General features: G+C 35.9%; 11 protein-coding genes. 5 read left to right on the top strand and 6 right to left on the bottom strand.

The window, feature by feature from the left end:
- Positions 1 to 189 precede the first annotated feature (189 nt).
- The 3 genes from MKO96_RS14590 (at position 190) to MKO96_RS14580 (ending at position 4,216) form a co-directional block, all read left to right on the top strand.
- Complete coding sequence (locus MKO96_RS14590) at positions 190 to 1,527, top strand: erythromycin esterase family protein (protein ID WP_240587875.1); 1,338 nt, start codon at positions 190 to 192, stop codon at positions 1,525 to 1,527.
- Between the two features lie 204 nt (positions 1,528 to 1,731).
- Complete coding sequence (locus tag MKO96_RS14585; RefSeq protein WP_240587874.1) at positions 1,732 to 2,310, top strand: sensor domain-containing protein; 579 nt, start codon at positions 1,732 to 1,734, stop codon at positions 2,308 to 2,310.
- Between the two features lie 115 nt (positions 2,311 to 2,425).
- On the top strand, positions 2,426 to 4,216 hold the full coding sequence (locus tag MKO96_RS14580; RefSeq protein ID WP_240587873.1) for a response regulator: 1,791 nt from the start codon (positions 2,426 to 2,428) through the stop codon (positions 4,214 to 4,216).
- A 259-nt stretch (positions 4,217 to 4,475) separates the two neighbouring features.
- On the opposite strand, the gene MKO96_RS14575 is transcribed toward MKO96_RS14580, so the two are convergent.
- From MKO96_RS14575 to MKO96_RS14560, 5 genes are all read right to left on the bottom strand, one after another.
- Entirely contained in the window at positions 4,476 to 6,866 is a 2,391-nt protein-coding gene (locus MKO96_RS14575) for a penicillin acylase family protein (protein WP_240587872.1), read from the bottom strand.
- 79 nt (positions 6,867 to 6,945) lie between these two features.
- Entirely contained in the window at positions 6,946 to 7,707 is a 762-nt protein-coding gene (locus tag MKO96_RS14570; protein WP_240587871.1) for a DnaD domain-containing protein, read from the bottom strand.
- A 309-nt stretch (positions 7,708 to 8,016) separates the two neighbouring features.
- Positions 8,017 to 9,792 (bottom strand): S-layer homology domain-containing protein, encoded by a 1,776-nt coding sequence (locus MKO96_RS14565; protein ID WP_240587870.1) that lies wholly within the window; start codon positions 9,790 to 9,792, stop codon positions 8,017 to 8,019.
- A 79-nt stretch (positions 9,793 to 9,871) separates the two neighbouring features.
- Positions 9,872 to 10,003 carry a hypothetical protein gene (locus tag MKO96_RS29385; protein WP_276314177.1) on the bottom strand — a complete coding sequence of 44 codons (132 nt, stop codon included), beginning with the start codon at positions 10,001 to 10,003 and terminating at the stop codon, positions 9,872 to 9,874.
- A gap of 143 nt (positions 10,004 to 10,146) precedes the next feature.
- Positions 10,147 to 10,605: a hypothetical protein gene (locus MKO96_RS14560; protein ID WP_240587869.1), complete on the bottom strand. Its 459-nt coding sequence runs from the start codon at positions 10,603 to 10,605 to the stop codon at positions 10,147 to 10,149.
- A gap of 334 nt (positions 10,606 to 10,939) precedes the next feature.
- Between MKO96_RS14560 and MKO96_RS14555 the strand changes: the two genes are divergently transcribed.
- Positions 10,940 to 11,647 carry a DNA alkylation repair protein gene (locus tag MKO96_RS14555; protein WP_240587868.1) on the top strand — a complete coding sequence of 236 codons (708 nt, stop codon included), beginning with the start codon at positions 10,940 to 10,942 and terminating at the stop codon, positions 11,645 to 11,647.
- A gap of 78 nt (positions 11,648 to 11,725) precedes the next feature.
- Here the strand turns inward: MKO96_RS14555 and MKO96_RS14550 are convergent, their stop codons facing one another.
- The gene (locus MKO96_RS14550) at positions 11,726 to 12,058 is read right to left on the bottom strand and encodes a DUF3895 domain-containing protein (RefSeq protein WP_240587867.1); all 333 of its coding nucleotides are present in this window, start codon (positions 12,056 to 12,058) and stop codon (positions 11,726 to 11,728) included.
- A gap of 338 nt (positions 12,059 to 12,396) precedes the next feature.
- On the opposite strand from MKO96_RS14550, the gene MKO96_RS14545 reads away from it, so the two are divergent.
- A complete protein-coding gene (locus MKO96_RS14545) occupies positions 12,397 to 13,479 on the top strand; it encodes an S-layer homology domain-containing protein (RefSeq protein WP_240587866.1) in 1,083 nt (360 codons plus the stop codon).
- The last annotated feature ends 122 nt before the right edge of the window (positions 13,480 to 13,601 follow it).

Genomic DNA, 13,601 nt, shown 5'->3' with positions numbered 1-13,601 from the left:
TATAAGTTGTCATAGCCGATAGTACAAAAGTGTAATGATTAACCTATGACTTGTGTCAATTTAACCTCATGACAATATGTAACTAGAAAATATGATATGGAATAGATAACAATTGAATTAAGGCAATTGATTCGTGCAAGTACATGAATCAATCTTGCTTTTAAAAATAATTCAATTGAGGTGGCAAAGATGAATAAGAAAAGAATGATTGCAATGGTTAGTACAGCTTTATTAGTCACAGGATGTGTGGAGGTAGGAAACGCTCAAACAGTAGCAGTCGAAAATTCAGGTCAATCAGTCCAAAAAAATATAATTAAATCAATACAATCACAGGCTTACCCATTAAAAACGATAGAGCCATCAAAAACATTTGAGGATTTAAAACCACTTAAGAAAATGATTGGGAGCGCACAATATGTAGCATTAGGAGAGAATACTCATGGAAGCTCTGAAATTTTCACTATGAAGTTTCGCCTTGTGAAATATTTGGTTACTGAGATGGGTTTTACAAATTTCACAATGGAAGAAGATTGGGGAAATGGCTTAAAGCTAAATGAATATATCCAAACAGGAAAAGGAAACCCTAGGGATTTTTTAAACTTGTTATATCCTACTGATGAAATTATAGCCATGATTGAGTGGATGAAAGATTATAATGCTGATCCATCCAATAAAAAAAAGATCCAATTTATTGGGCTCGACTTAAAGGAATTGGACCAAGGTTGCTTTAATAAAGTAATTGATTATGTAAGGCTGCATCGACCAGATTTGCTGGCAGAAGTAGAAGAAAATTATAAAGAATTGTCGGCTTTTAATGGAAGTACACAGGAATATATGGACCTTACTCCTGAAATAAAAGAAAAGTTCAAAGCAAACGCTGAGAGAGTAGCTCGATTACTAAAAGATGAGAATAAGCAAGCCAACACAGAAATAGTTTCACCCGAGTACATCTGGGCGAAAGCAACGGCAAGTGCAATAGAGAAATTTACTACAATGCTAATTCCTAACGACTATCCAAGTATGTTAAAGCTACATGAGCAATACTTGGCCGATCATGCAATGTGGGCACAAGAGACATTGGGTGGTAAAACGATGGTATGGGGACACAATATTCATATAGCTAAAGGAATTATCGATGAGAAATTATACCCTTATGTTGCGGGGCAATTTTTGAAGGAACGTTTAGACAATAATTATGTCACAATTGGCAGTACAACTACGGAGGGGAATTTCACCTTATACAGCGAATATGATCCTTCCACTGGAGGTAAGATTACAACTCGCGCAATCCCACAAAATGTAAATAGCTTTAATTATACTCTCGGGAAAGTACCATATAACATGTTTTTATTGGATAACCGTCACCTTAAAGGACAAGCAGAGAAATGGGTTAAATCAAAAAGACCATTACTAAGTATAGGGGGACAAATCTTCCCGAACGAATCGGCATACTTTGATAAGTCATTGCTTGAGCAATTTGATATTATTTTTCATATTCGAAAAACAAGTCCATCTCATATTAAATAAAAGTACAAAACAATCCCGTTCTTGCAGATGCAAAAACGGGATTGTTTTGTGGAGGATTAATAAAAGCATCTTTTTTAACCAGAAGTAGGCTGCTCTCCCCTTTTTAACATCATTTAGAACTGTCATATGACACTTTTACACTAGTGAGAATGACAAAAAAAGCAGTATGATTCGGTTATTACATAGATAGGAGCGATGAACTTTATGAAATCAAGATTCATACAGAATGGTTATTTTTTATTGCTAACTTTCGTTACAGGATTGTTTTATTTTTGTTTTTATCTAATAGCTCTGCTATTTAGTTTAACCCTTTCATTTACTGTTGTTGGAATTCCATTAATTATGCGTGTACTACAGACTACCACACCCTTTATCCAATTCGAGCGCATACAGACGAAAATCTATACAGATATTTCGACCGACTCTTACGATAGAAGTATAACAATGGATACATCGAACTGGGCTCAGGCGAAATTAGTGCTTACAGATCGTCGCACTTGGTCTGCTGTCTATTGGTTAATGCAGAAATTTGCGATTGGCATTATTAGTCTCATTAGTGCAACCATTTTTTATGTAATGCCACTTATGTTGCTGTTGGCACCACTACTATATCGATACATCGAAATGAACATTATATTCATACAGATAGATACTTTTTCCAAGTCACTCTTTGTAATGTTTATAGGTATAGTATTTACCGCCATAAGTATTAGAATAGTAGATGGTTTGACAAAGAAAATTGGAGGCTATACACGTAGTATGATTCGGCAACTAAATCAATAGAAATTTGCAGTCTGTGAGTAGTATCGCAGTTTAAAAATAAAAAGTATAATAAGGCAGGAAGGATTAAATTATAATATAGGAAGTAAAACGGTAGGCTATTTAGGGGGTAAATGACTTGTTTGATATGGTTAAATATTGGTTTTGGTATGATTGGATTATGTTAGGAATCCGTCTACTTGCTAGTGTGTCTATCATTCTAGCTACATTAAATTTTCAGGATGGTTTAACATTACCACTTTGGATTATTATTCTTTGGGAAATTATTGCCTTCTCTGTTCCATGGGTAGCCTTACTATTCAATTATAAATATTATTTATTCACAGAAATATTGCTTTATGGTGGACTATGTATATATTTAACCTCTTTATTTCCAGAGGCTTACAATATTTTTCTTATATCAGTGTTTCTTATTGCAGCAAATAGTAAGCATTTGTCCTATTATTGGACAGCTCCAATAACAGTTTTTATAACAACTGGAATTTTCTATGCGGTTGCGCCAAGTAATAGCTATTGGGTTATGGTCATCTATTATGGATTCGCTTATGTAATGGGGTTCGCCTTTCATTTATTAATCGTCAATCATAAGCAAAATGAAGCAATTCGTAAACAAAACGCAGTACTTGAGCAGTATATGTCTCAGATTGAACGCATTACACTGGCAGAGGAACGAAACAGACTGTCGAATGAGCTTCATGATACAGTTGGTCACGCTTATACTTCTATTATTATGGGGATGGAAACGTTGCGCACCGAACTTGCTACTGAAATGGGTATACAAAGGCTAGATTCTCTGCTTGAAATGGGACGTACTACAAGCATCGAAGACGTGAGAGGTTACCTACATCAAATGGATTCTCCGTGTCAATCGCCTTCCTTGATTCAATCTCTACAAAATCTTGGAGCCGAATTTCAGGAGCATGCTCAGGTAAATGTAAGTTTTCGGGCATACGGAGAGGAATATGAATTATCTCGGCAAGCGAAGATAGCGTTCATTCGCTGCTTACAAGAATCTCTTACAAATGCAGTACGTCATGGTCAAGGGACTGAAATTATAGTTACATTGCAGTTTGAACAACAATATACGAGATTAGAAGTTCAAGATAATGGAAAAGGAAATGTAGAATGGCAAGAAGGCTTTGGAATGAATGCGATGAAAGAGCGGGCAATGAATTTGCAAGGTCAATTGTCTGTATATACAAAGCCAGATGAAGGAATGCTTGTTACATGTACCATACCACGACAAACTGAAATAAAAGATGGACTTATTCGTTTGTTAATTGTAGACGACCAGCCATTTGTTCGGGAAACTTTGAGGACACTACTCGATAGATATGAAGATTTAAATGTAGTCGGTTTGGCTGAGGATGGCAATCAAGCCATCGATTTGTGTGGGCGCCTTCAACCCCATGTTATACTTATGGATTTAGATATGCAACACATGGATGGAGTCGAAGCAACCAAAAAGATTAAGCAACAATGGCCACATATCCGCGTATTGATTTTTACAACGTTTCAGGATACCGAACAGGCATTGGAATCACTTCGCAACGGTGCGGATGGTTTTTTACTCAAATCTATTGAAACGTTGGAACTAGCTAATACGATTCGACTTATTCACAAAGGTGGGACACTGATTGATCAGGGAATGTCTCACAAAATATTTGAGAAGTTTGATGAGAAAAAAGAGACACCTCAATCAAAAGCAACTGCTTATGAGCTAACAGCTAGGGAGATAGAAATATTGCAGCTAGTAGCAAAAGGACTTCGATACACTACCATAGCATCAAGGTTATATTTATCGAATGGTACGGTCAGAAATTATGCTTCCACGGCTTATACAAAGCTAGGAGTCCGTAACAAAGAAGAAGCTGTTCAAAAGGCTCTAGAAATTGGAATTATTGAATAACAAAATATTTTGCGGTGTATAAAAAGGAGTAACAAAGAAACAGAATGCTTTGTGTAATTTCTTTTGTAACAGAGTAAATAAGGCCCGTTATCGTATAAGTAAATGTTAAAACACTTACTGTTTTGTAATAATAAAATCATTTAATCTTATTCTCTAAAACACAAAAGCCTACTATCCACTTAACTAATAGTAGGCTTTTAAAATTATTTAAGGATTGGTTTATGTTCTAATTTATAAGTTTTCATCAGTAGAAATATTATCACTTCGGCTGTAAAGTTAACACTTTCCCCTCTATTCCATCCATATTCAGTGAAGTCGTATGATACGTTCCATTTACCCAATCATCTATTTGATCATGATACCAATCGCTTCTAAAATGTCCTGATTGTCCTGGCCCTACGATATGATAACCGTTCGACATATCTTTCGTATCAATGACGAATCGCCAAGAAGCTCCGTGATTTACAATACCGTTATCTCCGTAACTCGCTGCTTGAACGGTAACTTGGCTTCCGCCGATTGGAATTGGTTTTTCACGATTAAATGCAAGTAGTGCTAGCATACTAGACGATTTTGAAATTGGATGTGTGAACGCCAGTTGATGGTAATCGCCCCACTTCCACTCCGCAACATCAGGGCCATATTCCTTCTGTAGTTTCTTCATTACATTTTCGTACGATGTATGCACAACTTTCGTGAAGCCTCCGTACTTCGTAAACCAAGCGCTATTTTCTCCCGCTACTTCTTTTCGAATCAATTCATCAACAACTTGTGACTTCCCTTCAAATAACTCCATCACATCTTTCGGTATTTCTTTTGAAAATAACGTATTCGAAATCTCTTTCATTAACAAATGGAATATTAATGGTGCCGCTTCATCTTTACTATCGTAAAAATTCCACTTCGTTAATTGTTTTACGCCTTTTTTTTCTACTTCATTTAAAGATGCTTTATTTAACTCTTTTAACAATATAGGAGTAAATTCTTTCCCGTATAAATTTTTTTGATCCATCTGTAACTCTTCTAAATCTTTCACCGTATACTTTTCTTTCTCTTGTAAAAATTCTTGAATACGCATTTGCCTATATGGCTGTGCCCACGTATTACTAATATGGTACGGATAATTATCATCCACAATTTTATTATTTGCAGTTGAAATAAACCCTTGTTTTGGATTTATTACTTTTGGAAGTTGATCATATGGGATATACCCTTCCCATTCATATTCATCTGTCCACCCTGGCACTGGCAAACTCCCATCACCTTTTTTACGCACTGGTATATTTCCATTCGCTTTATAAGCAATTGTGCCGTCGTTTGATGCAAACACAAAGTTTTGAGTTGGTGTATGAAAATCTTGAAGTGCCGTTTCAAACTCATTCCAGTCCTTTGCTTTATTCATATTTAATACAGCCTTTAGCTCAGCTGACGGTTCCAATGCAGTCCATTTCAAAGCAAATACTGTTTTCGTTTTCTCTTTCCCTTTATCCGCAAACTCTGAAATAACTGGACCATGCCTCGTAACTGTAACGTTATACGGTATTGTTTTCCCGCCTTTTACTTTAATAGACTCGTCCACAACAGTAGCTTTTTCCCACTTATCGTTATACAGAAATTCATTTTCATTATTAGGATTTCTCTTTTCAATATATAGATCTTGTACATCAGGACCTGTATTCGTAACGCCCCATGCTATTTTGTCATTGTGACCTAATATAACACCTGGCACTCCCGCGAAAATAACGCCACTCACATGTAAATCTTTCGTTTCAAGTTTCGATTGATACCAAATAGAAGGCGTCGCAAGAGATAAATGAGGATCATCCGCTAAAATCGGCTTACCAGACGCACTCTTCTCACCACTTATAACCCAGTTATTACTACCATTAAACTCTGGTCGAATGATCGCTTTTGCAAAACTTTGTGCTACATTCACATTTGTATTTTCCAATTCAGCTAGCAATCTAGGCGCATCTTTCGGATATGTAGGAAATAGTTCATTTGCTTGCTCTTTCGGTAGATTTTTCAGCGCCCAATAACGAAATGCCTGACCGTGCCAATGTCCGCCTAAATCAAACGCCATATACTTGCCAATTGTTAAAGAATCTACAATTGACCACTCAGCCGGCTCATAACCTAATATAGTAAACTCGACCGGCAATTTCTTTTCCTCTTTTGCCTCACGTATAAAAGCATTCACCCCATTAGCAAATGATTGCAGGGCATATTTCGCTTCTCCATCATATTGACTAACAGACGCTTCGGCTGCTCGCCGTAAACCAAGCGTTCGAAACAACTTATCTCGATCAACAGCTGCTTCCCCTACAACTTCACTCAGCATACCAGAAGCTTGCCTTCTACTTAAATCCATTTGGAACAAACGATCTTGCGCTTGTACATACCCTTGCGAAAAATATAAATCATGTGCATTTTCCGCTTTAATATGCGGTACCCCTTTACTATCTCGCTTCACCATAACAGCATGTTGTAAATCCTCTAGCTTTATCGCCCCATCTATCTTTGGCACAGAACTAAGCGTATATATGTTCAAAAAAATCACTGTACAAATAACTAACAAAAGAACGCTACTACTAGACCAAATAAAAATTCTTTTTCCCCTATTTCGTTTCTTTTTTATGACGACTTCCATACAATCCCTCCTCTCTCAATCTATTCGCTTCTATTGTGAAAGAACCTTTTAGAAAAGAAGAAATCATTACTTGCTCATGCTATGGATCATACAAACTGAATACTTCTCTCTTACGCACTATTTCCTTTCCCTTATTGAAGCTTACTCGTCCTTTCTTACACCAATTCTTCAAAATCCCCTTTACATAAGCAAGTGTCCCCTTATTATTTTCAAACGCAATTTTAAGTGCCTCTAGTACTTTATCTCCTGAAACTCTTGGCATCCATTCCTTTAATTCCTTCGTGATATATGGAGATAGACTACTAATGTTTTGTTCGTAAAATTTATAAACTTCACTATGCGGAGTGGCATCCTCTACTCTTTCTACCTCTTCCTTCTCTTGAATAATTACTTGTTGTGAATTACTACTAACCTCTTCCTCTGGCATACCAAAATACTGAAGTAATAATGGAATCTTGCATTCTTCTTCAAGACATTTACGCAAAAACTTATGTAGGAACTCTTTACTTTTCACCATTTTCAGCTCACGTAATACACATTTCTCTATGTTCGTATTAAAAATAGGATTATAGTGTAACCAATTTATAATGAATAACTCTTTCGTTTCCGCATCATATAAAATCTTCCCGTATTCCACAAACCGGTTCAATAACTTCTCAACAGTCTCCATACTGTAACCAGTTTCAAGCTCTGCCAAACGCTTCGGTAATATGTAAATACCACATTGCTTCGTTTTCGTACCAGTTAACAAATATATATAAAAATAACGCTCCTCTGGGGTTAAATCTAATATGAATTCATCTTGCCAAAAGTTCACCTGCACATTACGGTACACCGCCATTTATTTACCTCCTCCTTTTATTCATAAATAGACAGAATTCAATCCTTCAATATACATATAGGAATGAGGGCTTTGTTTTTGCATTTGAATTCAAATTTTTTTAACTACTACAACGACGGTTTTATGTTTTCGCGCTTTTTTGTTCTTGTAGTTGTTTTTGTTTTTGTTTTTGTTTTTGTTTTTGTTTTTTCTTAGTGATTTATTACTTGGTAGGTGCTTATGAGGGGCTTGGAAGGGGCTTAATAGGGGCTAAAATAAAGAGGAGCTATTCCCAAATTTTCATTTTGGATAGCTCCTTTACCATTCTTTCTATTTTTGACTTGCATCTAACATCTTCACTAAAAAGGCAGCTGCCTCACCACGAGTTGTTGTACCTTTAGGATTAAACTCATTATTTCCAACACCAGTAACTACCTGTAAGCTGTATAATCGTTGAACAGGCTGTTTGTATGTGATTAAATGTTGATCAGTAAATGGTAATGCGACTAATTCACCTGTAACACCTTTATACTGTAATGCTCTGTCAATCATGATAGATGCTTCTTCACGAGTAATTGATGCGTTAGGATCAAAAACCCCTCCACCACGACCGCTAATAATTCCTGCACTTGCACTACGTTTAATACCGCTATGAAGTGATGGATGCGCTTCGTTAATATCTACAAATGACTTATTTCCTTCTGGTAGTTTAAGAGCATTTGAGATTAATGTCGCAAACTCAGCTCTCGTTACATTACGATAAGGCGCAAATACACCATTTCCTTCACCATGCATAATACCTAGGCTGTTCAGTTTACGAATATGCCCTTCAAACCATTTACCTGTAATGTCATCTTTTGGTTTTGGCACTTCTTTATTTGGCACATTGTAGTTTATCTTAATCCAGCTTGGGTTATAGAAAATCCATTCATCGTTACCTACTTTATACCAACCGTTTTTAACTGCTAACACTTTGTAACGGTCTCCTTTTGAAGCTTTACGAACAATACGATGCTCAAGGTCCGCACCACTACGTACGTTTATGCCGTCACCATTTACTACAAGCTCCATGTTAGGTTCAGCTGGATTATATTCATTTGAATCAAATAGCTCATTTCTTTCTTGTAAAGGCGAATCGATTTGTGCGTTAACATTTGCATACCATTGAATACCTTGTACGAAGCCAGTCCAATTGCCACGAGAAATTAAAATGTCAGGACAGTTTTTTCCGCTCCATTGTTGATGCCTATAAATGTGATCCGCGCTAATTCCTTCTTTGTTCATTAAATAGCCTGCAAGCCGCTTTGCATTCTCTAACGCTTTATTGTAATCACCATCTTGGTTAACTGAAATTTCAATACCGATAGATTCTCTATTTCCTGAACCATCACCATCTCCTGCATGCCAGCCATTTTCGTTTGTTGGTAAGTGCTGATAAATTTGTTTATCATCTACAGTAAAATGCCATGAAGCTGTTCGGAACGTACCTTCCGTTGCTTGTTTATACAAATATTTCGCATGATTTTCAGCATTCGCACCACGAGCTGTGTTTGCAGTCTCATGAATTGTAATATAACGTGCTTTCATCGGATTGGCAGGGCGAATATCAGGATTTCCCGCTGGAACAATCCATTCTACAAACGGGACACCTGCAAGTGTTCCATATTTCTTTGTAGTCATCGACGCACTATATTGAATAGCTCTTGGCTTTTCAACCGGCTTCATTTCGCGAGTAGAACCATCATTTCGACCGTCTACATGTTCAAAAGCCCTTTCAATGTTTGAAATAGCTTCATTTTCCGCTACTTGACCTCTTTTAGCTTCTTTCATTTTATGTAACTCTTCTGTTTCATCATATTTATGTTTATATTCTTCTAGAAGAATTTTCTCATTCTCTGATACTTCCGCTTCATTAATTTGCATGTAATCTGGAGTTTCTAGATTGAAATTAGAATAACTTAACCCGCTCGTTCCACGCTCCCCTTGCGCGATACGAAGTTGATCAGTTTGAGGGTTTTTTAACTCTTCTGCTGATATTGCTAAAGGGGCGCTCCCTAACATTACTAAACTTGTTGATAGTGCGATTACCTGTTTTTTAATATTCATTGTTGTATGAAATACCTACACAGTTCGTGTAAGTATCCTAACCTCCCTTTATTTTCTCATGAGTAATACTATGAATCTACTATGTATGTATAAAACTATGTTTATTCCACCCTTTTATAAATACTTTCACTTTATCCCCAGCAGGTGAATTATAGTTTCTATAAAATCCCTTAACAGACATTATTTTATAACCAATTGCAATTGCCGTCAAAAGCACTTATCCTCCTTACACACTACTACTTTTTAAAATAAATCAACTGCATTTTCATATAAAAAATGCAGTTGATTCCAAGCTTTTATGTATGCAATTCATCATTTTATAATAATAGATCCTATACTATCGAAATACATCAATTACAAATTCCCTTTAACGTTTTCGACAATCTCACTTATCGTATTCCGATCAAACTTATCACTAATTTCGTATGGCTCACGATCTCCTACAAATTGTACGCCTACGATATCGCTGCGGTCCTTACCATACTGCACTTCAATAATAGATCCACGCTCTATTTGTTTCCAAACGAGACCTGCTTCATCCTTATTATCTAAAACAATACAATCCTCAATATTTTCGTCAATCCCAATTAACTTGTTATCATCCATATATCCAACCTCGTACTGTTGACGTTCTTTCGCTTTTCCGCTTACTACTATACCTTTGCTTCCATATGAGTAATCCGTATAGTCCTTTTTCTCCGATTGTACCGCTTTCGGCTCTTGTGCTTTAGTTTTTTCATCGTTCCCACAACCCATAATTAAACTGATTGGCATCACCGTAGTTAGTAACACTCTAGTAAATTTCTTTATCATTTAGAATCGACCTCACATATTTAATATAAAACCCCATTTATTACCTTATTAAAGGATAACATGATACTACAGCAAACGCGTCAAAGAGAAAGCATTATTTACATCCCCTCACTATGCGGAGAGTCATACATCCATATTGTTTCTCCCCCCTTTTATCTTCATGTTGTATCTTCACAACAATAAATAACTAACTGATTTATCGATGAATTACACAAAGTAGACATCCTACTCACATAAGACTTAAAATTGAGAAGGATGGAAGACATGATAAAAAATATAGGCTAGATGTTCGCAGGTAAAATGGTCTTTATATTAAGGAAGGAAGTGCACAGCAATGGATTTTAAAACAGTTATGCAAGAGCTTGAGGCCTTAGGCAAAGAAAGAACGAAAAAAATATACATATCTAACGGTGCGCACGAGCCAGTTTTCGGCGTAGCCACAGGTGCTATGAAACCAATCGCTAAAAAAATAAAATTAAATCAAGAGTTAGCTGAAGAACTTTATGCGACAGGCAACTACGATGCTATGTACTTTGCAGGCATTATTGCGGATCCAAAAGCTATGAGTGAATCGGATTTTAATCGTTGGATGGATGGGGCGTATTTTTATATGCTATCTGATTATGTAGTAGCAGTAACGTTATCAGAATCAAATATTGCACAAGATGTTGCTGATACATGGATTGCAAGTGGGGACGAGCTTAGAATGTCTGCAGGCTGGAGTTGCTACTGCTGGCTTTTAGGAAATCGCAAAGACAATGAGTTTTCTGAAAGTAAAATTTCCGATATGCTTAAAATGTTGAAAACGACAATCCATGATTCGCCAGAACGAACTAAATCCGCTATGAATAATTTCCTAAACACTGTAGCAATTTCATATGTGCCACTACACGAAAAGGCAGTCGAGATTGCAAAAGAAGTTGGTATAGTAGAAATTAAACGTGACAACAAAAAAAGCAGTTTGTTAAATGCTACAGAGAGTATTCAGAAAGAACTTGATAGAGGAAGACTTGGTTTCAAACGTAAGTATGTTAGATGTTAGATTATCAAAAAAGGTGTCAATCTAAGTAAGATTGACACCTTTTTGATAAGAAAAATGAATGAACTCCCCCTGTACACCTTATCCGTTAAAAACTTCTTCTTTCAATTTATAAACCCTATCTCTTTTCTCATCACTTTTGACAAAGATAAGCTTTCCTTCCTTAACAAAACCTTCTAATAGTAAGCATACTTGTCCATATGCTTTCGGCTTATTCGTTGTGAATCTTTCATCTGATATTTTGCCAGATCGTATTAATTGTTCACATAGCTCAAACGCACTTATTTCTTCAGAATCCACTAATTCCAATATATCTTTTTGTAATGGCGATAAAGGTTCTGGTATATCAGCTACCTCCACCTTTTCTGGTTTGTTTTCTTCTTCAAATAAATCTTCGAATGAAATTTGATTCATACTTCTTTTCCTTTCTAACGATTGATTTGTATAACATGAACTGAACACTATAGCGTAGTTATTATTATGTATTACTTACCTTTTTTCATAAATCTCAAACTCATGTACATCGTTTCATATAGTATATTTTGATTATACCAAATATACGTTCTGTTTTCTATCACAGATTTGAAAAATAGAACGTTTTACTGTATCTACCATTATTAAATAAAGATGAATTTTTATCCACATTACGGAAATTAATGTAAAATATTCACTATTTATATGTTACAATTACGATGTATATGTGTAATACGTATATTTAATAAAGTTAAATTAAACTGGGGAGGCTTTCTCAAATGAGCAAGAAAACAAGCAAAGCTAAAAAATTTTTCGGATTCGTAATCACCGCAGCACTAGCAACTACAACTATGGTAGGTACAGTAAATGCACAAACAACTACGAATAGCTATAAGGTAGCTAGCAATGCGAACACTGTATTTACAGATGTACCAAAGGACCACTGGTCAAAAGATGCTATCGATTACTTAGCGTCAGCAGGAATTTATAAGGGATACGGAAATGGGAAATTTGGTTTTGGAGACAATGTTACTAGAGGACAGGTAGCTTCTTTAGTCAATCGACATTTAGGCTTAATAGCAGACGATAAACAGGCGAATATGTTTAGTGACATTACAAATCATATGTTTGAAAAGGATATTAAAGCCATTGCGCAAGCTGGAATTATGACAGGTGATGGATCAGGTACATTTCGTCCGGATGATGTATTAACTCGATATGAAATGGCAGTAATACTACAAAAAGCATTTCATTTAGAATCAAAAGGACAAGAGAAATTTAAAGATGTACCAAAAGTTCATTGGGCCTATGAAGCTGTAAATGCAGTGCGTAGTAATCGTATAGCACAAGGTGACGAGTCAGGTAATTTTAATGGAAACATGATTGTGAAGCGTGAGCAGTATGCACAATTTTTCTATAATGCAATAGCAAAGAACAGATCTTATAATTTCAACATTAATTCAAAAGAAGAACTGAAACAAATGTTAACAACAGCTTTACAGAATGGGACGTTTGGTCCATTTAAATTAAATGCGCTGGGTAAAGATATATCTGAGGTAAAAAAAGAATATGGAGCGCCTGATGTTTTAAAGCAAGCACCATGTACAGAATGTGATGCACCTAATACAGCAGTATACGGAGATTATAATATTGACATGTACCCTTCGGACGCTAGATATATATGGGTAAAAATGGACATCACTATCAATGAATTAAAAGAGTGGTTTGGTGAACCAGATGAAATTGGAGCGGATATGACTAGTGAAGGCTTTATATATAATCGAGGAAGCTATTCTCTTTATTTCAGCTTCTCTGATGGTTATATTCAACGCGCTGAAATATCTAAAACTGAAGATCGTTAATACGTTACAAGCCATATAAAATATGTAAAGCATACTAAAATCCTTCAAGAACACTCTTATTCTTGAGGGATTTTATTTTGTTCCTATCTATTTTGCATAATATAAATCTATTAAACTCCCAC

The sequence above is a fragment of the Bacillus sp. ES1-5 genome, from assembly GCF_022487605.1.
GTDB classification, from domain to species: Bacteria; Bacillota; Bacilli; order Bacillales; family Bacillaceae_G; genus Bacillus_A; species Bacillus_A wiedmannii.
Note: the sequence above shows the minus strand (reverse complement) of the source record. Positions and strands in the feature narration are given on the sequence as shown.

Excerpts from the sequence above, each read along its gene's own strand:
- MKO96_RS14590 (WP_240587875.1), top strand. The coding sequence starts at position 190 with ATGAATAAGAAAAGAATGATTGCAATGGTTAGTACAGCTTTATTAGTC.
- MKO96_RS14570 (WP_240587871.1), bottom strand. The coding sequence starts at position 7,707 with ATGGCGGTGTACCGTAATGTGCAGGTGAACTTTTGGCAAGATGAATTC.
- MKO96_RS14585 (WP_240587874.1), top strand. The coding sequence starts at position 1,732 with ATGAAATCAAGATTCATACAGAATGGTTATTTTTTATTGCTAACTTTC.
- MKO96_RS14550 (WP_240587867.1), bottom strand. The coding sequence starts at position 12,058 with ATGAATCAAATTTCATTCGAAGATTTATTTGAAGAAGAAAACAAACCA.
- MKO96_RS14575 (WP_240587872.1), bottom strand. The coding sequence starts at position 6,866 with ATGGAAGTCGTCATAAAAAAGAAACGAAATAGGGGAAAAAGAATTTTT.
- MKO96_RS14545 (WP_240587866.1), top strand. The coding sequence starts at position 12,397 with ATGAGCAAGAAAACAAGCAAAGCTAAAAAATTTTTCGGATTCGTAATC.
- MKO96_RS14555 (WP_240587868.1), top strand. The coding sequence starts at position 10,940 with ATGGATTTTAAAACAGTTATGCAAGAGCTTGAGGCCTTAGGCAAAGAA.
- MKO96_RS14560 (WP_240587869.1), bottom strand. The coding sequence starts at position 10,605 with ATGATAAAGAAATTTACTAGAGTGTTACTAACTACGGTGATGCCAATC.
- MKO96_RS14565 (WP_240587870.1), bottom strand. The coding sequence starts at position 9,792 with ATGAATATTAAAAAACAGGTAATCGCACTATCAACAAGTTTAGTAATG.